22 protein-coding genes and 1 tRNA gene are annotated in these 18,379 nt (G+C 68.3%); 10 read left to right on the top strand and 13 right to left on the bottom strand.

Features of this window, described 5'->3' with window-relative positions; translation table 11 throughout:
* Window positions 1-27 precede the first annotated feature (27 nt).
* The 3 genes from P0Y33_RS11905 to yciH are packed head-to-tail and all read left to right on the top strand — an operon-like array spanning window position 28 to window position 2,310.
* The gene (locus P0Y33_RS11905) at window positions 28-1,008 is read left to right on the top strand and encodes an AAA family ATPase (RefSeq protein ID WP_279527617.1); all 981 of its coding nucleotides are present in this window, start codon (window positions 28-30) and stop codon (window positions 1,006-1,008) included.
* Window position 1,009: 1 nt separating this feature from the next.
* On the top strand, window positions 1,010-1,996 hold the full coding sequence (locus P0Y33_RS11910; RefSeq protein ID WP_279527618.1) for a DUF58 domain-containing protein: 987 nt from the start codon (window positions 1,010-1,012) through the stop codon (window positions 1,994-1,996).
* A gap of 20 nt (window positions 1,997-2,016) precedes the next feature.
* Window positions 2,017-2,310, top strand: coding sequence for a stress response translation initiation inhibitor YciH (gene yciH / locus P0Y33_RS11915; protein ID WP_279527619.1), 294 nt, complete (start codon window positions 2,017-2,019; stop codon window positions 2,308-2,310).
* Between the two features lie 81 nt (window positions 2,311-2,391).
* On the opposite strand, the gene P0Y33_RS11920 is transcribed toward yciH, so the two are convergent.
* Complete coding sequence (locus P0Y33_RS11920) at window positions 2,392-2,769, bottom strand: rhodanese-like domain-containing protein (protein WP_279527620.1); 378 nt, start codon at window positions 2,767-2,769, stop codon at window positions 2,392-2,394.
* Between the two features lie 198 nt (window positions 2,770-2,967).
* Window positions 2,968-3,519: an NUDIX hydrolase gene (locus P0Y33_RS11925; RefSeq protein ID WP_279527621.1), complete on the bottom strand. Its 552-nt coding sequence runs from the start codon at window positions 3,517-3,519 to the stop codon at window positions 2,968-2,970.
* 54 nt (window positions 3,520-3,573) lie between these two features.
* On the opposite strand from P0Y33_RS11925, the gene P0Y33_RS11930 reads away from it, so the two are divergent.
* Window positions 3,574-4,011, top strand: a complete 438-nt coding sequence (locus P0Y33_RS11930) for a metal-dependent transcriptional regulator (protein ID WP_279527622.1) — start codon at window positions 3,574-3,576, stop codon at window positions 4,009-4,011.
* Here P0Y33_RS11930 and P0Y33_RS11935 read toward each other — a convergent pair whose 3' ends face one another.
* From P0Y33_RS11935 to P0Y33_RS11950, 4 genes are all read right to left on the bottom strand, one after another.
* Complete coding sequence (locus tag P0Y33_RS11935) at window positions 4,012-4,431, bottom strand: DUF5809 family protein (RefSeq protein ID WP_279527623.1); 420 nt, start codon at window positions 4,429-4,431, stop codon at window positions 4,012-4,014. It lies immediately after the preceding gene.
* A 24-nt stretch (window positions 4,432-4,455) separates the two neighbouring features.
* The gene (locus tag P0Y33_RS11940) at window positions 4,456-5,046 is read right to left on the bottom strand and encodes a DUF5810 domain-containing protein (protein WP_279527624.1); all 591 of its coding nucleotides are present in this window, start codon (window positions 5,044-5,046) and stop codon (window positions 4,456-4,458) included.
* A gap of 28 nt (window positions 5,047-5,074) precedes the next feature.
* Complete coding sequence (locus tag P0Y33_RS11945) at window positions 5,075-5,614, bottom strand: GNAT family N-acetyltransferase (protein ID WP_382217841.1); 540 nt, start codon at window positions 5,612-5,614, stop codon at window positions 5,075-5,077.
* A gap of 118 nt (window positions 5,615-5,732) precedes the next feature.
* On the bottom strand, window positions 5,733-7,718 hold the full coding sequence (locus P0Y33_RS11950) for an aconitate hydratase (protein WP_279527625.1): 1,986 nt from the start codon (window positions 7,716-7,718) through the stop codon (window positions 5,733-5,735).
* 150 nt (window positions 7,719-7,868) lie between these two features.
* Here P0Y33_RS11950 and P0Y33_RS11955 point away from each other — a divergent pair, with 150 nt between their 5' ends.
* Window positions 7,869-8,375 carry a deoxyuridine 5'-triphosphate nucleotidohydrolase gene (locus P0Y33_RS11955; protein ID WP_382268777.1) on the top strand — a complete coding sequence of 169 codons (507 nt, stop codon included), beginning with the start codon at window positions 7,869-7,871 and terminating at the stop codon, window positions 8,373-8,375.
* Window positions 8,376-8,393: 18 nt separating this feature from the next.
* Here the strand turns inward: P0Y33_RS11955 and P0Y33_RS11960 are convergent, their stop codons facing one another.
* Complete coding sequence (locus P0Y33_RS11960; RefSeq protein ID WP_279527627.1) at window positions 8,394-8,780, bottom strand: hypothetical protein; 387 nt, start codon at window positions 8,778-8,780, stop codon at window positions 8,394-8,396.
* 100 nt (window positions 8,781-8,880) lie between these two features.
* Here P0Y33_RS11960 and P0Y33_RS11965 point away from each other — a divergent pair, with 100 nt between their 5' ends.
* Window positions 8,881-9,102: a hypothetical protein gene (locus P0Y33_RS11965; protein WP_279527628.1), complete on the top strand. Its 222-nt coding sequence runs from the start codon at window positions 8,881-8,883 to the stop codon at window positions 9,100-9,102.
* Here the strand turns inward: P0Y33_RS11965 and P0Y33_RS11970 are convergent, their stop codons facing one another.
* The gene (locus P0Y33_RS11970; protein ID WP_279527629.1) at window positions 9,103-9,771 is read right to left on the bottom strand and encodes a DUF4396 domain-containing protein; all 669 of its coding nucleotides are present in this window, start codon (window positions 9,769-9,771) and stop codon (window positions 9,103-9,105) included.
* 105 nt (window positions 9,772-9,876) lie between these two features.
* Here P0Y33_RS11970 and P0Y33_RS11975 point away from each other — a divergent pair, with 105 nt between their 5' ends.
* Window positions 9,877-11,079, top strand: coding sequence for an outer membrane protein assembly factor BamB family protein (locus P0Y33_RS11975; RefSeq protein ID WP_279527630.1), 1,203 nt, complete (start codon window positions 9,877-9,879; stop codon window positions 11,077-11,079).
* 18 nt (window positions 11,080-11,097) lie between these two features.
* Here the strand turns inward: P0Y33_RS11975 and P0Y33_RS11980 are convergent, their stop codons facing one another.
* Window positions 11,098-12,330 (bottom strand): outer membrane protein assembly factor BamB family protein, encoded by a 1,233-nt coding sequence (locus tag P0Y33_RS11980; RefSeq protein WP_279527631.1) that lies wholly within the window; start codon window positions 12,328-12,330, stop codon window positions 11,098-11,100.
* Between the two features lie 90 nt (window positions 12,331-12,420).
* Between P0Y33_RS11980 and P0Y33_RS11985 the strand changes: the two genes are divergently transcribed.
* On the top strand, window positions 12,421-13,827 hold the full coding sequence (locus P0Y33_RS11985; RefSeq protein ID WP_279527632.1) for a hypothetical protein: 1,407 nt from the start codon (window positions 12,421-12,423) through the stop codon (window positions 13,825-13,827).
* A gap of 166 nt (window positions 13,828-13,993) precedes the next feature.
* On the opposite strand, the gene P0Y33_RS11990 is transcribed toward P0Y33_RS11985, so the two are convergent.
* The 3 genes from P0Y33_RS11990 to P0Y33_RS12000 form a co-directional block, all read right to left on the bottom strand.
* A tRNA-Arg gene (locus tag P0Y33_RS11990) sits at window positions 13,994-14,066 on the bottom strand.
* A gap of 46 nt (window positions 14,067-14,112) precedes the next feature.
* Window positions 14,113-15,468 carry an MATE family efflux transporter gene (locus tag P0Y33_RS11995; RefSeq protein ID WP_279530115.1) on the bottom strand — a complete coding sequence of 452 codons (1,356 nt, stop codon included), beginning with the start codon at window positions 15,466-15,468 and terminating at the stop codon, window positions 14,113-14,115.
* Window positions 15,469-15,593: 125 nt separating this feature from the next.
* The gene (locus P0Y33_RS12000) at window positions 15,594-16,172 is read right to left on the bottom strand and encodes a 2Fe-2S iron-sulfur cluster-binding protein (RefSeq protein WP_279527633.1); all 579 of its coding nucleotides are present in this window, start codon (window positions 16,170-16,172) and stop codon (window positions 15,594-15,596) included.
* Window positions 16,173-16,230: 58 nt separating this feature from the next.
* Between P0Y33_RS12000 and P0Y33_RS12005 the strand changes: the two genes are divergently transcribed.
* The gene (locus P0Y33_RS12005) at window positions 16,231-16,842 is read left to right on the top strand and encodes a DJ-1/PfpI family protein (protein WP_279527634.1); all 612 of its coding nucleotides are present in this window, start codon (window positions 16,231-16,233) and stop codon (window positions 16,840-16,842) included.
* A gap of 97 nt (window positions 16,843-16,939) precedes the next feature.
* On the opposite strand, the gene gnd is transcribed toward P0Y33_RS12005, so the two are convergent.
* The gene (gene gnd, locus P0Y33_RS12010) at window positions 16,940-17,845 is read right to left on the bottom strand and encodes a phosphogluconate dehydrogenase (NAD(+)-dependent, decarboxylating) (protein WP_279527635.1); all 906 of its coding nucleotides are present in this window, start codon (window positions 17,843-17,845) and stop codon (window positions 16,940-16,942) included.
* A 115-nt stretch (window positions 17,846-17,960) separates the two neighbouring features.
* On the opposite strand from gnd, the gene P0Y33_RS12015 reads away from it, so the two are divergent.
* Window positions 17,961-18,245: a hypothetical protein gene (locus tag P0Y33_RS12015; RefSeq protein ID WP_279527636.1), complete on the top strand. Its 285-nt coding sequence runs from the start codon at window positions 17,961-17,963 to the stop codon at window positions 18,243-18,245.
* Window positions 18,246-18,379: the final 134 nt, after the last annotated feature.

Genomic DNA, 18,379 nt, shown 5'->3' on the forward strand with positions numbered 1-18,379 from the left:
GCCTACACTGGGTCGACCTCTCCGTACATGACTGACGCACTCTCCGACACTACTCCCGCCGCGACCGACCCACTCGACGTCGACGCGGCGAGTTCACTCGCCCGCGACGTCGTCGAGAACGTCCAGCGAGTCATCGTCGGCAAGGACGACGAGATCGAGCACCTGGTGACCGCCATCCTCGGCCGGGGACACGTCCTCCTCGAGGACGTCCCCGGGGTGGGGAAGACGATGCTCGCCCGGTCGATCGCCCGGACGGTCGGCGGGGAGTTCCGCCGCATCCAGTTCACGCCCGACCTCCTCCCCGCGGACGTGACCGGGACGACGGTCTTCGACGAACAGTCACACGAGTTCGAGTTCCGCCCCGGGCCGGTCTTCGCGAACTTCGTCCTCGGCGACGAGATCAACCGGGCGTCGCCGAAGACCCAGTCCGCCCTGCTGGAGGCGATGGAAGAGGCCCAGGTCACCGTCGACGGCGAGACCCACCGCCTCCCCGACCCGTTCGTCGTCGTCGCGACGCAGAACGCCGTCGAGAACGACGGGGCCTTCGAGTTGCCCGCCGCCGAGGTCGACCGCTTCGCGAAACGCCTCACCCTCGGGTACCCCTCGCCCGCGGAGGAACAGCAGGTACTCGAACGCGTGGTCGGCGGCCACCCGGTCGACGCGGTCGAACCTGTCACGACTATCGACGCGCTACGTCGGGCGCGCGCGACGGCCGCCGCGGCCACCGTCTCGGCGCCGGTGCGTCGGTACGTGACCGAACTCGCGAACTTCACCCGCGAACACGCCGAACTCGGCGTCAGTCCCCGTGGGTCCATCGCACTCGTCCGCGCCGCACAGGGCCGCGCGACGCTGGACGGTCGCGACTACGTCACCCCCGACGACGTCCAGGTCGAGGCCGAACCCGTCCTCGCACACCGGGTCCGAGTCGAGTCGGGCACGCCACTCGGTGGCGACGCGGGCCGGCGCCTCGTCCAGCGGGCGCTGTCCACCGTCGACCCCGAGACGTGAGATGGCGGACGTCTCGCTCACCCGCCGGGGCCGAGTCGCGGTGGCTGTCGTCGCCGTCGGGGGCCTCGTTGGGTACCTCCACGGTGGACGGAGCCTCTTCGCCGTCGTCCTCCCGCTGGCGGTCGCCCTCGCCGTCACCCGGTTCTCGACCGGTCGCGTCGAGCGCCCGACCGTGACGCGTCGCGTCCCCGACTTCACCACCGTCGGAGAGACCGAGTCGGTCGACGTCCGCGTCGAGGGCACGACGTGGCCGGTCCGCGCGGCGGACACGCTCCCCGCCGGTCTCGACGGCGACGGTACGGTCGTGATCGCCGATACGGAGGGGACGTACACGTTCACCGTCGCCGAGCGAGGCGTCCACCGGATCGGCCCGCTGTACGTGTCCGTCGGCGACCCGCTCGGGTTCTGGACCAGACGGTTCCGGCACGGTCGGGTGGTGTCCCTGGTCGCCGCTCCCCGCATCGACCGGGTCGACGTTCCGTCGCTCTTCGGCGGCCGACACGACCGGAGCGACGACCGGAGCGAGTTCGAGAGCGTCCGCGAGTACGAGCGCGGCGACCCGCTCCGCGACGTCAACTGGAAGGCCAGCGCCAGACGGCCGGGCGAACTCGTCGTCACGACCTACACGGGCGGGGACCCCGGTGACGAGGTGACGGTCGTCGCCGACCCGGCCGGCGGCGACGCGGACGACGTCGCGACCGCGGCGGCGAGTATCGCGGTCGGCCTCCTCGACAGTGGCCGCCCGGTCGCGCTCCGGACGCCGTCGGAACGAGTTCCACCGGGAACCGGCGACGACCAGCGCCGACGCCTCCTGCTGGCGCTGGCCCGCCTCGATTCGGGGGTCGCCGCCGGGGAGCGAGGGGTGGAGGAGGCAGTCCTCGTCCGTGGCACCGCCGACGGCGTGACAGTTCGGGTCGGTGACGCGACCCGGCCGTACTCGGCGCTCTCCGGGGAATCGGGGGCGTGGGAGAACGCTTTTCAACCCTGACCGCCAAGTTCCTAATCGAAATGGCAGAAACCTGCTCGACGTGTGGATTGCCCCAAGAACTCTGCGTCTGCGAAGACGTCGCCAAAGAGTCTCAGCAGGTGACAATCCGCATCGACGAGCGCCGCTACGGGAAGGAGGTTACGGTCATCGAAGGGCTCGACCCGAAGGACGTCGATCTCGACAGTCTCTCGTCGGACCTGAAGTCGAAATTCGCCTGCGGTGGCACGGTCGAGGACGGCGAAATCGAGCTCCAAGGCAACCACTCGGGACGCGTGGAGGAGTTCCTCCGCGAGAAGGGATTCAACGTCGCGTAGTGACCTGATACCGAACCCTCACATTGATTCTCGACGGCTAACGTAGTCGTCGAACGTCGCACTTTCGAGAGCGCGTAGCCGTTAGAACGGCGACTGCGGACCTTCGTCGGCCGTCTCCGCCTCGGTCTCGCCGTCGTCGCTCCCGGACGCGAGTCCCCACTCCCAGGCGTCGAGTCCGCCGGACAGACTCTCGACGCGGGCGTCGTCGTCGATGCCCTCGTAGGAGGAGACGAGTTGCGCGGCCTGGATACTCGACTTGCCGTGCGGACAGACAGTCACGACGTGTTCGGCGCCGTCGAGACGCTCGACCTCGTTCGGGAGTCGCGAGAAGGGGATGTTCTCGCTGCCGGGGATGTGACCACGCTCGTAGGCGCGGGGCATCCGGATGTCGACGACGCGGACGTCCGCGCCGGACTCGAGGAGGTCGTGGAGTTCCTCGGGGGTGATTTCGTCGACCATGTGCGAAAATCGACCCGAGTCCGGATAAGCGCCGCGGTCACTCGGTTCCGTCCGAATCGGACACCAGAGCTATGTACGAGTGCCTCCTTGATACACGTCAGCATGGGAAAGGCGAAAGTGTACGCGCCCCTCCGCGGGCACCGACACGAGGAACCGGAAGACGGCGAGCGACGGCGCGACCCGGTGCTCGCCGCCTGGTCACGGGCGGAGTAGCCCCGCTTCTTTCGCGAGTAAGACGCCTTCGAGCGTCGCGTCGTTCGCCGGTTGCTCGCGAGCGACGGCGACGGCCTCCTCGACGGGCACGCGTTCGACGCTGAGGAACTCGTTCGTGTCGAGTTCGCGGCCGACTTCCGTGAGTCCGGTCGCCACGACGAAGCCACGTTCGTGCCGGAGGACGCCGGTCGCGGCCTCGGCGCGCTGGAGGAGGACCGTCTCGTCCGGGACGAAGCCGGTCTCCTCGCGGAGTTCCCGGGCGGCGGCCGCCTCGTAGGACTCGCCGTCCTCGACGATGCCGGCGGGGAGTTCGAGACACTGCGCGCGGATCACCGGTCGGTACTGGTCGACGAACAGCAGGTCGTCGCTGTCGCGGGCGACCACCACGACGGCGTCGGGGAGTTCGGCCCAGTAGTACTTCTTCGTCGTCCCGTCCGGTTGTTCGACGAGGTCGTAGCCGCCGGTGTACCACGGCGTCTCGTACTCGGCTTCGGAGTCGACGACCCGCCAGTCGTCCGCAGCGTCGGAGTCGCTCACACCCTCCGTTCCGTTCGGGATAGGCTTATACTCCCGGCACGTGGACACGAACGTATGAGCGTGGCCGACGTCTCCGGGAGCGCGGGTCGATACCTGAGCGCGATCCTCCTGTTGAGTCGCCGGAACGGCCGGCCTGCGAAGACGGGTGAGATCGCCGAGCGACTCGACGTGTCGGCGGCGAGCGTCACCGAACGCCTCGCCGACCTCGAAGAGCGCGGACTCGCCGAGTACGAGAAGTACCACGGCGTGGAACTCACCGACGACGGCGAGGCCGTCACCCGCGAGTTGATGTGGAAGCGCTGTCTCGCGGAGAACTTCCTCGACGAGGACTTAGACCTCCCCGACGCCGACGGTTCGGAGGTGGGGCCGGCACTCTCCGACGACGTCGCCACGGCGCTGAAGGCGCTCATCGACCACCCCTGCGACGGCGCGTGCGAGGCACCCCACACCGCCCACGACGCCTGCCGCGAAGAAGTCCGGAAGCCGAACTGACTACTGGACGACGTCGCGGTAGAAGCGGCCGTGGACGATGCGACGGAGCGTCGCCCGCGCCGCGTCGGGTTCGTTCTGGTAGGTCGCCGTCACCACCGTGTCCTCGAAGGGGACGTAGTGCCACGCCACGTTGTCGACGTCCTCGCTGCCGTTGTGCCGGACGTCGGTGTCGGGGTGGTCGTCGAGCCACGCCTCGAACGCCTCGCGGGTACCCGAGTGGACTTCGAGCAGCGAGGCGAACAGCGCGTCGCGGGCGGTCGCGACGACCTCGCCGGTGACGCGCTCGTCGTACTCCTCGCGGTCGAACTCCATCGCCTTCGCCACCTCGCGAGTGACCGTCTGGGCCGCCGGACCGACGTCCTCGTAGGCGGCGGTCGCCTCCGACTCGGTCGCGGGTGCGAGAAATCCGTGTGTCTCCATGTGCGTGTACGCGAGCGGACCGGCCTACTCGCTTTCGTCTTCGGACGCTCCGTCTCCGCGCCCGTCGTCCTCCTCTGCACCGTCACGCTCGTCGTCGTACATCTCCCGCGTGAGTTCGTGGGCCTCTTCGAGGATGTCCTGGGCCTCGTCGTCGAGCGAGTCGGCCCCGGCCACGTCGATGGCGCCGGTCCCCTGCTGGCCAGGGCGTTCCGTCCCGTGGCCGTGCTGATGGCCGTGGTCGTGTGAGTGGTCGTGGCCGGCGTGACTCCGTTCGTCGGAATCGTCGTCATCGCCGCCGAGTTCGCGGGCCATCCGGTCCTCGAAGGACTCTTCGCCGTGGTCGTGACCGTCGTGGCCCTCGTGACCGCCGGCGTGTTGCTGGCGGCGCTGCTGGTCGGTCGTGTCCTCGAACACTTCCTCGTACTCGGTCTCCTCGGCGAACTCGACGACCTCGGGGGCGAGTTCGTCGGGGCCCGCGTCCTCCCACCCGGGGACGTGTTCGTCGAGCCACGTCTCGTGCTCCTCGTCGCCGAGCAGCGCGGTGAACGCGAGGTGGTTCGCGAGGTGCTCGTCGTCCGCCTGCGGCGTCGCACAGACTGGACAGGCGTATCCCATACCCGGAGCGAAGAGTGCCAGGTTGAAACTACTCGCGGTCCCGCGTCGACAGGCGAGTGATGAAGACGAAGGCGTCCTCGCCGTCGCCGTAGTAGCGCGGGAGCGTCCGGAGGTACTCGAAGCCGAACTCGCGGTAGAGCGAGATAGCGGCCTCGTTGCTCCGGCGGACCTCGAGTTTGACGCTGCGGGCACCCTGCGCGCTGAGGACGGCGAGGGCGCGTTCGAGCAGTGTCCGGCCGATCCCCTGTCCGCGGCGTTCGGGGTGGACCGCGATGTCCTTGATGTGGCCGAGCGGGCGGTTGTGGTTCGGGATGGTGTCCGCGACCACGAACCCGGCGACCCGGCCGACCGCTTCACCGTCACCGTCGGTCTCGCCGTCGAGTCCCAGGCCGGCGGACTCGTCTTCGGCGACGAGGAAGCCGGGTCGACCGAGGTAGCGCTCGAAGGCGGAGAACGGCCACGGCTGCGGGAACGAGCGCTTCTCGATACGGAAGACGTCGAGCAGGTCGGCCCGCATCGCCTGGCGGACACCGGCGTACTCGAACCCCGACGGAGAGGTCGTCGTCACACTACGTACTAGTGAAACCGCGAATATAGGTCCTGCGGCTACGCGCGCCGCCGTGGGACGGAGTCGTGGCTGAAGCGTCGCGAAAAACGGAGAAAGTAGGTCGGGTGCGAAGGTCGGCTCAGTCGTCCGCGGAGGCCGCGGAGTCGCCGCCCTCGGCGCGCTGCTTCGTCCAGGTGAGCTTGCCACCCGAGGAGAGGATGTCACGCTCGCGCTCGGAGGCGTCGAGCTGCGCAGTAGCCTCCCACTCGTCGTTCACGCGGATGGTGAACTCTTCTTTGCCGGACTTGATGCCCTCGGCGACGTCGTCGACGATCTCGACGTCGTCACCCTGCTCGATCTTCGCGTAGGTGTCCTCGTCGATGGTGAGCGGGACGAGACCGAAGTTGAACAGGTTCGCCTTGTGGATGCGGGCGAAACTCTGGGCGAGGACGGCCTCGATACCGAGGTACATCGGACAGAGGGCCGCGTGCTCGCGGGAGGAACCCTGTCCGTAGTTCTCGCCGGCGACGAGGACGCCGCCGTCGGCCTGCTTCGCGCGCTCGGCGAACGTGTCGTCGACGCGCGAGAGCGTGAACTCGCTCAGTTTGGGGACGTTGGAGCGGAACTTGAGGATGTCCGACGTGGCCGGGATGATATGGTCGGTGGTGATGTTGTCCTCCATCTTGAGGAGGGCCTCACCTTCGATCTCCGAGCCGAGTGGGTCCTTCAGCGGCACGTCGCCGATGTTCGGGCCCTTGATGAGCTCGTCGTCGATGGCCTCGTCGGGGGAGATGATGTCGGAGTCGTTCTGACCCATGCCGGGGCTGTAGGAGTCGCCCATCTCCAGGCCGGGGGCCTCGAGGTCGCCGAGTTCGTCGGCGAGGTCACGCGGGTCGACGATTTCGCCCTTGATGGCGGCTGCCGTCGCGACTTCCGGGCTGCAGAGGTAGACGGAGTCGTCCTCGATACCAGAACGACCCTCGAAGTTGCGGTTGAAGGTACGCAGCGAGACGGAGTCGCTGGCGGGGACGTGACCGATGCCGATACAGGCACCACACGTCGCCTCGGAGAAGTTGACGCCGGCGGCCATCATCTCGGCCGTCCAGCCCTCTCGGGCGAGCATCTCGGAGGCCTGCTTGGAGCCGGGCGCGACGATCATCTCGGTGTGCTTGGCGATCTCGCGACCCTCGAGCATCTTCGCGCCGGGCAGGATGTCCTCGTAGGCGCCGTTCGTACAGGAGCCGAGGATGACCTGCTCGACTTCCTCGCCTTCGGCCTCGGAGACCGGAACGACGTTGTCCGGCATCGAGGGCTTGGCGATGAGCGGTTCGAGGTCCGAGAGGTCGAGGACGATCTCGTCGTCGTACTCGGCGTCCTCGTCGGGCTGGAGCTCGACGTACTCGTCCTCGCGGCCGATGCGCGAGAGCCAGTCCTTCGTCTTCTCGTCGGTCGGGAAGATGGAGGAGGTGGCACCGAGTTCCGTGCCGAGGTTGGTGATGGTCGTGCGCTCGGGGATGGTGAGCGACTCCGCACCGGGACCGGTGTACTCGAAGATCTTGCCGACGCCGCCCTTCACGGAGAGGCGACGGAGCATCTCGAGGGCGACGTCCTTCGCGGTCGCCCACTCGGGGAGTTCGCCTTCGAGGCGAACGTTGACGATCTCGGGGACCTCGACGTAGTACTCGCCGCCGCCCATGGCGACCGCGATGTCGAGACCACCGGCACCGATGGCGAGTTCGCCGAGACCACCGGGGGTCGGCGTGTGCGAGTCGGACCCGAGGAGCGTCTTGCCGGGCGCGGCGAAGTTCTCCTTGTGGACCTGGTGGCAGATACCGTTACCCGGACGGGAGAAATATGCCCCGTAGGTACCCGCCGCCGAGCGGAGGAAGCGGTGGTCGTCGGTGTTCTTGAAGTCGAACTGGTACGTCTGGTGGTCACAGTACTGGGCGGCCAGTTCCGTCTGGACCTCGTCCATGTCCAGCGCCTCGAACTGGAGCCAGACCATCGTACCCGTCGTGTCCTGCGTCAGCACCTGGTCGATCTCGATCCCGATCTCTTCGCCGGTCTCGAGTTCGCCCTCGACGAGGTGGTCGTCGAGGATTTTCTCCGTAAGCGTCTGTCCCATAGCGTCCGGATGTGACTCTTCAACGATTATAAATCCCGCGTGTTTGAGGATGGGTCACTGTCCCTAATACACACACTAAAACCTATGAGTTAGGCCCTCAGCGGGGCGTTCCCACCGCGCGGCGGGACCCGACGACACTCCGAAACCGATATTCGGCCGGCCCGAAGCGCTAGAGCCATGTTCGAAAGCGGTGCCTACGTCGCCGAGCAACTCTCGCCCGTACGCGAGGACCAGATCCAGCCGAACGGCGTCGACCTCACGGTCGAGGCAGTCTTCGAGCAGCGCGAACCGGGCCGCATCACCCGTGACGGGAAGGAGATCGGTGCACGCTCGCGCGTCGCGGCCGAGGAGACCGACGACGAGCGCGAGACGTTCTACCTCCCGCCCGGTGGCTACGTCGTCCAGTACACCGAGACCATCGCCGTCCCGGAGGACCACGTCGGGTTCGTCTACCCCCGCTCGTCGCTCATGCGCAACTCCTGTATGCTGAACACGGCGGTCTGGGACGCCGGCTACGAGGGGAAGGGCGAGGGTCTCCTGGAGGTCCACCACGACGTCGAACTGGAGCGTGGCGCCCGCATCGCACAGTTCGTCCTCGCCGAGGCCGAACACGACGACGTCTACGCCGGGAGCTACCAGAACGAGCGAATCGACTGACGGCCCGCGGGTCCCGGACTACTCGAGCCAGGCGGCCACGTCGAACTGCTCGGCGGTGACGTCGAACGTGTAGGTGAACGCCTTCTCCTCGCCGCCCGGCACGGTGATCTCTCGTTCCTTCTCGTAGCGACGGCCCTGCGCGTCGAGGCGCGCCCAGAGGGCGGCCGACGCCGCCTGCGCGCCGGTGTTGCGGACCGTCACGACGACGTTGACGTTGCCGAGGTCGGAGGCCTGTGCGACGGTGTCGGCGACGGAGAGGGTCGCCCCGATGGCGGCCGTGAGTCCCTGTGTACAGCCCGACAGCAGGCCCATCGCCCCGACGGCGGCCGCGCCCGCACCGCGTCCGAAGTCGCGTCGGCTGAGTCCACTGTCGGTCGCGTCCGCCGAACGGCTTCTACGGCTCATGCTACCAATTACCAAATACATCGTTCGTTATAAACCCGTCGCCCGTCGACCCGGAATCGAGAGGAACGAACTTTAGCGTGTGGCCGACGAACGGGCGGGTATGGTACTGGAGAACGTCGGTCGGCGGACGTACGCGACTCTCGCCATCCTCCCGTTCGTCGGACTCGGCGTCGCCGACATTCTCCTCCTCGTCTTCTTCGGGACGGACCCGCTGTGGGGCTTCCTCATCCTGCCGCCCATCCTCTTCATGACCGCCATCGGGTGGCTCGCCTTCAGCTCCGGGTTCGTCGGCCGCGAAGCCGAAGAGGAACGTCGCCGGTAGTCAGGCGCCGTCGAGTTCCGTCGGGTCCTGCATCCCGCTCTTGACGCCCCGCTGGATGAGGAAGACGTTCACCGGATACGCGACGAACAGCCCGATACTCAGCGAGAAGATGAGTCCGGTCCAGAACAGCACGTCGCCGATGTGGGCGCCGCCCGCCAGCCAGAGGTCCGTGCTGATGGCGCCGATCTCCATCACCGTGATGGAGGGGGTCTCGCTGTAGAACGCGTCGGCGACGGCCTCACCGAAGCCGACACCCTCCTGCATCAGCGGGCCGACGGTCAGCGCGAAGCCCGCGACGTACGCACACGCGAACGTGACGGCGGCGACGCCGAGGTTCCCCAGTTCCAGAATCCCGGCGGCGAGGACGACGCCGAACACCTCACCGGCCCCACACCCGGAGTAACAGTGCGCGACCGACCGGAACCCACGACGCCACAGCGAGTCGTGGGAAATCTGCGAGCGGCCGGCGTACCAGTACACCGCGAGCCCCAGCGGCCCGGAGTAGAGGACGGTCAGCCCCCAGACGAACTTCATCAACGGGGCGATGGCGGCGTTGTTCGTCCGGAGGTCCCAGCCGAGAACCGCCAGGGAGCCAACGACGAGGGTGGCCCAGACCACGAGCACGGTCGGGTTCGTCAGCACTGCTTCGAGGAGAGATTCGACGCTCATGGTGCACAGTTCGGGTCGAAGGTCCTTCGGGTTTGAGGGTCACCGTGCGAGCGACGGGGCGGGGAAAATCTCGGCACTTTTGTCCGTCTGGACCGAACCGTAGCCATGCGTCCGCGTACTGCGCTGGTCCTCGCTCTCGTCCTCGTCGGTGCGGCCGGCGGCGCCGCCTTCTTCGCCCTCGGCGGCGACCGCGGCGGGTCACTCAGTGCCGACTGGGTCTCCGAGACGTCGAGACCCGACCAGGTCAACCACCACCCGGTCGTCGCGGAACGCATCGACGGCGAGGCGTACATCGCCGCGCCCGTGAGCACCGTCTCACCCGACGAGGCTGACTGCGCGCTCGTCCAACTCGACGGGCAGGGGACAGTGCGGTGGCGCTACGCGATAGCCGACTCGGCCTGTGCGACCCACGGCATCGGCGACCCGGTCTTCGCCGACTACGACGGCGACGGCGAACTCGAAGTACTCGCCTCTACGACCGAGAACCGTCTCTACGGGTTCGACGCGCGGACCGGCGACGTCGAACTCACGTTCCCGTTGGCGTCCTTCGGGTACAGCCAGCCGGCCGTCGTGACGGTCCCGGAACACCGGGCGCTCGTCGCCGATTTCTACGGGAACGTCTTCTCGGTCGGACCGAACGGGTCGGCCGCGTGGAACTACAGCATGGGGACGGTCGTCGTCTCGGACCTCCTGGTCGAGGACGTCGTCGGTGACAGCACCCCCGAAATCGCGGTCGGCGGGTCGAAGCGCCTGGCGCTCCTGACGCCCGAGGGGACGACCGTCTGGACGCGGAACGTCTCGGCGCAGTTCCTCGTCTCGGCACGGGTCGACGGCGAGTCGACGCTCTTCGCCTCTAAGGGGGAGACCGTGCGGGCGCTCGACGGGAACGGGTCGGTCCTGTGGCGCGAACGCACGGGAGTGCGACCGGCCCTCCACGGGGTCGTCGACGCCGACGGCGACGAGGCCCCCGAGGTCTTCGTCAGCGTCCGCGGTCACGTCCTCGCACTCGACGCGCGGACCGGCGACACGGAGTGGAAGACGACAGTCGTCCCGGACACGCTCGTCTTCGCGCCGGTCGTCGGGGACCTCGACGCCGACGGCGACGCCGAAGTGGTCGCGACGTCGAACGACGGGACGGTCTGGGTGCTCGACGCGAACTCTGGCGACGTCCTCGCGTCGTACAACCGCGACGTGAAGATCTGGACCCACGCGACCGTCAGCGACTACGACGGCGACGGCCGCGACGAGGTGCTGGTCGTGTTCGGCGACGGCCGCGTGGTCTCGCTGTCGTATCGCGCCGCCGAGTGACCGGTCCGTGCTCCAGCGTCACTTCTCGCTGTACGAGAGGGCGACGACCCGCGCGTCACCGTAGACGACGAGAATCTCCTTCGAGCCGTCGCCGTCCAGGTCCGCGAGTGTCGGCCGCATCCAGATGGGGACGTCGCGCTCGTAGGAGTCGACGACGGCCCCGGACTTCGGGTCGACGACCGAGACGACGCCATCCTGAGTGACCGCGACGAGTTCCGGCACGCCGTCGCCGTCGAGGTCGCCGAGCGCGGGCGGCGGCATCATCTGGACGTCCTCGGTCGTGAGCGTCGTCGTCCACTTCTCGGTCCCGTCGCTCGCGTCGAGCGCCCGGAGTTTCCCGTCCTGTGCGACGGCGTAGACCTCGGCCTGGCCGTCGCGGTCACCGTCGCCGAACGCGTACACCGCGGCCATGGTGTTGTACCGCTCGACCCACTGGACGTCGCCGGAGCGGCCGTCGACCGCGACGACCCGTCCGTTAGTCGTGGCGGCGACGACTTCGAGCGCGGGGTCGTCGTCCGCCTGCCCCTCCGTCGTCCACGTGACGGACCCGCCGACCGCCGTCTGGTAGGCGGTCGACCCGTCACTCTCCAAGAACGTGACGTTCTTGCCCTCGCCGACCGCGAGTTCGGCGTCGCCGCTGGCGTCGAAGTCCTCGACGAAGATGGGCGCGACCGTCCCGGAGAGGTTCCGACTCCAGAGTCGCGTGCCGTCGTCGGCGAACGCGACCACGCCACCGGACAGGTCCGCGACGAGGAGTTCCCGTCCCGGTGCCGGCGTGAAGTCGGTGACGACGGGGGCCGCGTACCCCCACCCCGGGAGTTCGCGGCTGAACACGGCGTCGCCCGTCTGGAGGTCGTACACGTGGACGAGTTCCTCCGTGGTCGCGACGGCGACTTCCCGGTCGCCGTCCCGGTCGAGGTCGGCGACCGTCGGGTCGCCGAACGCGTGGATGTTGCAGGCTTCCTCGGGCATCGTGGCCCGCCACACCTCGGTCGTGTTCGTCGTGAACGTGACGAGCGCACAGTTTCCGACCGTTCGAGGGGCGTTCACGGGCGCGACGACGAGCGTCCGGTTCCCGGTCCGGCCGGCCGTGGGTGCGTGGTGATTGCCGAGTGTGTCACGGGCGGTGTCCGAGACCCACTGTTCGGTGAGCGTCCCGCCACCGCCGGAGACGGAGACGACGCCGAGGACGACCCCGGCGGCGAGCACGAAGAAGACGAGGGCGACCGCGAGCGTCGTCCGGCGTTCCATTGGCTGTAGATGCGCGGGAGCGGGGAAAAGCGTCACTGTCGAAGCGGTGGTTCCACTAGAGTTTTCACCGTCGGTCGGTTCTCTGCGGGTGTGACTCGAGTCCGGAGCGGTCTCCTGTCGGCACTCGGCGTCCTCGCGGGTCTCCCGGGAGTCGCCAGCGCCCACGAGATCTCCGGACGGTTCGACGCGCCGATCCCGCTGTCGCTGCTGTTCGGCGGCGCGGCGGTCACGGTCGGCGTGACCGCGCTCTTGCTCGCGTCGACAACCGAACGACCGACGTCCGCCTCGGAGGAGTGGCCGGTCGTCGAGATTCCGCCGAACGTCGTGGCCGGCCTCCGAATCGCCGGCCGCGGCGGGTTCTTTTTCGCCTTCCTACTCGCGGTCGTCGTCGGCTTCGTCGGCCGGCAGGTCCCGGCGGAGAACGTCGCGACCGTCTTCGTGTGGGCCGTCTGGTTGAAGGGTGTCGCCGTCGTCGCCGCGCTCGTCGGCAACCCCTGGCGAGTCCTCTCCCCCTGGCGGGCGGTCTACGACGCGCTCTGCTGGCTCGAACGCGACAGGATCGCTCTCCTCGGTGACCTCCCCCAGTGGGTCGGCGTGTGGCCAGCCCTGGCCGGCTACCTCCTCTGGATCGGCGTCTTGGAGAACTTCACGACCGTCCCGCGCTCGCCACAACAGACCGCGTTGTTCGTGCTCGGGTACGCGACGGTCACGCTCGTCGGCGGGGTGCTGTACGGGCCCGACTGGTTCCGGCGAGGCGACTGTCTGGCGGTCCTCTATCGGTTGTTCGGACGGGTCGCTCCGATTCGCTTCGACCGCACCCCGGCCGGCGGCACCCTCCTCACGGTTCGCGCACCCTGGCGCGACTGTACCGCGCCCACGTCGCCGAGCGTCGGCGCGTTCGTCGTCGCGACGGTGTACACCGTGAGCTTCGACGGCTTCACGAGTACACCGGAGTACCAGTCGTTACTGTTCGGCCTGCGCGACGCCGTCGGGGCGTCCGCGGCCGTCGAGATACTCCTCTACCTCGGCGGGTTCGTCGGGTTCCTCCTCGTCTTCGGCGTCGTGATGTGGGCGACGGAAGTCGTCGCCGGCGTCTCCCGGGGGACGTGGCGCGGCGCGACGATGGCGTTCGCGCCGACGGCGTTCGCGCCGACGCTCCTCCCGATCGCCGTCGCGTACGAAATCGCCCACAACTACCCCTTCGTCGTGGAGAACCTCGGTCAATTCGTCGCCGTCCTCTGGGCGCTCGTCACGGGTGGCCACCCGCCCAGCGTCGAACTCCTCGGGTGGCTCTCGCTCGGTGCGTACTGGTGGTCTCAGGTGTTGCTCGTCGTCGGAGGGCACGTCGTCGCCGTGGTCGCCGCTCACGCCGTCGCGATGGAGCGATACTCGACGGTGGCCGCCGCTCGCCGGGGGCACGCGCCGCTCGTCGTCCTCATGATCGGGTACACCGTCCTCTCGCTGTGGATCATCTCGCGGCCGATCGTCGCGGGGTGACGGCGCGTCGCTCGTCCACCTCACTCCGTTCGGCAGAACTCACGGGCGTAACGGTTCGAGAGGAATACGAACGTTCGTACCGGGATTTGAACCTCGGTCGCTGACGCTCCCTGGTTCGAAATCCCTTCGCGTCGCTCGTTCGCCACACTCCGTTCGGCAGAACTCACGGGCGCGAAGGGATTTGAACCCTCGACATCTTGGTCCGGAACCAAGTGCTCTGTCCACTGAGCTACGCGCCCTCACCTCTCCCTAGCGACACCGTGCGTATAACGATTTTGAACCGCGTCAACCGACCGACTCGTCGGCGTCCTCGACGAGCGTCCTCCGCCACGTTCCACGGGTGAACCAGAGGCCCGCGACGATGGCGCCGGTGATGTTCCCGAAGGCCATCCCGACCCAGATGCCGAGCGCACCCCACCCGAGGACGAACGCGAAGAAGTAGACGGTCGGGACGCGGCCGAGCCACAGCGTCACCATCGAGATGACCATCGCGGTCTTCGTGTCGCCGGCACCCCGGAAGGCGCCGAGTAACACCTGTAGGACGCCGATGAAGAGGAACTCGACGGAACGAATCCGTAGGTAGGTCGCACCGTACTCGATTGTCTGGGCGGCGTTCGGGACGTCCGGCGAGAGGAACACCGAGACGATGGGTCTGGGGACGAGCGCGGCGACGACGGCGACGGCGAGGAGGACGGCGCCTACGACCTTCACAGCCAGCCACACCGCCCGTTCGGCGCGGTCGGGGTTCTGCGCGCCGAGGTTCTGCCCGACCATCGTGTTCGTCGCGCGTCCCAACCCCATCGCGGGGAGGAAGACGAGCGAGATGAGGCGGTTCCCGAGCCCGAACGCGGCGACGACGGCCGGCGGGAAACTCGCGACCATCGCGGTGAGCGTGATCATCGCGAGCGCGCTGGTCGACTGCTCGGCGGCCGAGGGCGTCCCCACGCGGACGACCTTCTGGATGAGCGGGAAGTCCGGCCGGAAGTCGGGGAGCGAGATCGTCGGACCGGCGTCGGTCCAGAGCAGGACGTAGACGCCGACGAGCGCCGCGGCGAAGCGGGCGACGATGGTCGCGATGGCCGCACCCTGGATACCGAGCGCGGGGAATCCGAACCACCCGAAGATGAGCAGCGGGTCGAGGACGACGTTGATGGCGACGCTCCCGAACATGATGAGCATCGGCGTCCGTGTGTTGCCGTACCCCCGCATCAGCGCCGAGAAGACGAAGAAACCGAAGAGCGCGGGCATCCCCAGGAAGAAGACGCGCATGTAGTCGGCGGCGAGCGGGATGACCAACTGCTGTGTCTGCTGGTCGGCCGGGAGGAGGGCCAGCATATCGACCGTGACGAAGTGGCCGACGATCCCGAGGACCGTCGCGAGCACCGTCACGAACCCGAGCGTCTGGGCGGCCACCTTCCCGGCGGACTCCTCGCTCTCGGCGCCCGTGTACTGTGCGACGAGGATGCTCCCCGCGGTAGTGAACCCGCCGCCGACGGAGATGAGGAAGAAGATGAGCGGGAAGGCGATACTCAGCGCGGCGACGGCGTTCGCGGAGAAACGACCGAGCCAGAACGTGTCCGCCAGGTTGTAGGCGACCTGTAGCAACTGGATGACCACCATCGGCCACGCCAGTCGCACCATCGGGCGGAGGAGGTCGCCCTCGGTTATCGTACTCTCGACGCGCGTCTCGCTCACTGGCCGAGGTGACGGAGGGTCACCGCTTCAACGTGTTGGAAACGAAAAATCCGGCAAACGGCGACGGGTGTTCAGGGAGTCTCGCTCGTCTCCAGCGAGAAGTCGGCCACCGGGTAGGCCTGGCAGGTCAGACAGTAGCCGCGGTCCATCTCCTCGTCGGAGAGGGTGTCGTTGTTCCCGTGGCGGACGAACTCGTGGGCGTCGCCGTCCTCGATGTGGCCGCCACAGGAGAGACACTGTCCCTGCCGGCAGGCGTAGGGGAGGTCCCACCCCTGGTCCTCGCCCGCTTCGAGGAGTGTCTCGTTGTTGGCGACCTCGATCGTCTCGCCCTCCTTGCGGAACTCGATGTCGTAGTACTCGACCTCGTCCTCGGGGATGGACGACGGGTCGAAGCCGGCCTCCTCCTCGGACGCTTCGCCCTCCGCACCGCCTCCGCCGCCACCGACCGCGACGCCGCCACCACCACCGCCACCGATGGAGCGACTCATCGGCTCGGGGAACCCAGTCTCCTCGACGGTCGACGCCCGCCGTTCGAGGAGTTCGTCGGCGAGGTTCTCGGGCGTCGAGCGCTTCGTCCCCTTCGTGACGTGGAGGAGCACGAGCACCAGCGTGACGACGAGACCGCCCCCGAGTGCGAGTGTATCTACCATGGGTTGCCGTACGGAAAGGGGGGTTAAGGGTATTGTGCCTGGACCCCACGGTATCGACATGCACGATCCGGCCAGTGTCGACACGCTCGCAGTGCTCGTCTACGAAGGCTTCGAGGAACTCGACGCCGTGGGACCGTACGAAGTACTCGGTGCCGCCGGTCTCGAACCGCAGGTCGTCACCGCCGAGGCGGCCGACCGCGTCTCGGGGGCCTACGGACTCACCGTCGAACCGGACGGAACCGTCGACGACGTCGACCCGGACCTGCTGGTCGTCCCCGGTGGCGGGTGGAACAACCGCGCCGAGCGCGGTACGTGGGCCGAGGCCCAGCGGGGCGTCCTCCCGGAGCGTCTCGCCGACCTCCACGAGTCGGGCGTGTTCCTCGCGGCCGTCTGCACTGGCGGGATGCTCCTCGCCTACGGCGGCGTCCTCGACGGGAAGCGGGCGACGACCCACCACGGCGCCCTCGACGACCTCCGCGAGACGGACGCCGACGTGGTCGAAGCACGCGTCGTCGACGCGGGCGACGTGGTGACCGCCGGCGGCGTCACTTCGGGTATCGATATGGCTCTCTACCTCGTCGAGCAACTCCGCGGCCCGGCCGCCGCCGACGACGCGGCCGACCTCGTCGAGTACGACCGCGACGAGAACGTGGTCGTCGTGGACCAGTAGCGGGTCGAGGCGGTGTCACGGCCTAGTCTGAACCCATCGTACGCACCGACCTGCCCGTCGTGCGGTTCACAGACTCCCCGCTCACGTTCTGTCGCCCTCAGTCGCTCTGCTCCTTGCGGGCGACTTCGTGCCGCCCGAAGCCGTACCGCAGCCGATTCGCGAGCCGCCGCGAGAACTTCTCCTCCGTCCGCGAGTCGAAGCGCTCGGCCAGCGCCTGGTAGATGAGCGGGACCGCGACCTCCTGTTCGAGCGACTCCCGGACCGTCCAGGTGCCCGTCGAACCACCGGCCACGTGGTCCGCGACGTCGCCGAGGTCCGACCCCTCCTCGCGGAACGCCTCCTCACAGAGTTCGAGGAGCCACGAGCGGATGACCGCGCCGTTGTTCCACGTGCGCGCGACGGCTTCGAGGTCGAGGTCGTAGCGTCCCTCGTGGAGGAGTTCGAACCCCTCGCCGTAAGCCTGCATGAGCGCGTACTCGACGCCGTTGTGGACCATCTTCACGTAGTGGCCGCTCCCGGCCTCGCCCATCCGGTCGTGGCCCTCGGGACCGGTCGCGACGGCGTCGAAGACGGGGGTGAGTTCCTCGTAGGCCCACTCGGGGCCGCCGACCATCAGCGAGAAGCCGAGTTCGGCGCCCGCCGGCCCGCCCGAAGTCCCGCAGTCGAGGAACGCGGCCGTCGTCTCCTCCGCGCGTCGCGTCGAGTCCTCGAAGTGGGAGTTCCCGCCGTCCACGACGACGTCGTCCTCGTCGAGGTGCGGTTCGAGGTCGTCGAGCGCGGCGTCGACGGCCCCGCCAGCGGGGACCATCAGCCAGATGCGCTTCTGCTCGCCCAGTCGCTCGGCGAGGTCCGTGACCGAGTTGGCGGGTTCCGCGCCCGCGTCCGCCGCGTCCGCGACGGCCTCCTCGTCGAGGTCGAAGGCCACCACCTCGTGACCCGCGTCGAGGACTCTGTCGACGACGATACGCCCCATCCGGCCGAGACCGATGACGCCCAGTTGCATACTCCGAGAGTCAAGACCCCGGAAAGTAGGGGTTGCGGTTTGCGGGACGCCGAGCGGGCGGCCAGTCGGACGATGACACAGAAGGACTATCGTCCGGTGACCGCCACGTCCGACCATGCGCGCCCTCCCCACCGCCGTCGCCGTCGTCCTGGTCAACGACTTCCTGCTGTTCGTGCTCCCGGGTCTCCTCGCCGAGGTGAGTTCCGCCGGTCCGGGTGGGAGCGCACTGCCACTCCTCGCGACGCTCCTCGTCGTCGTCCTCCTGCTGGTCGCGGTCGCCGCGCGCTCGACCGAACGAGCGGACCCGTCGTTCGAACCGAAGTCGGGGCGGGGCGACCGACGGACGGTCCACGACGACGTCCTCGCGACGCTCGTTGGCCGACGGGAGACCGAGGAGTGAGGCACGAACCGCTCGCTACGGGAACCTTTTTACGCTCGCCGAGCGACGCTTCGGGTATGCGCGTCGCTGTCGCCGTAGTACGTCGGTAACGCCCCTTCGCTTCTGGCGCACAGCACCACGCCGACGCACCGAAC

This window comes from Halospeciosus flavus (assembly GCF_029814175.1).
GTDB lineage: Archaea > Halobacteriota > Halobacteria > Halobacteriales > Halobacteriaceae > Halospeciosus > Halospeciosus flavus.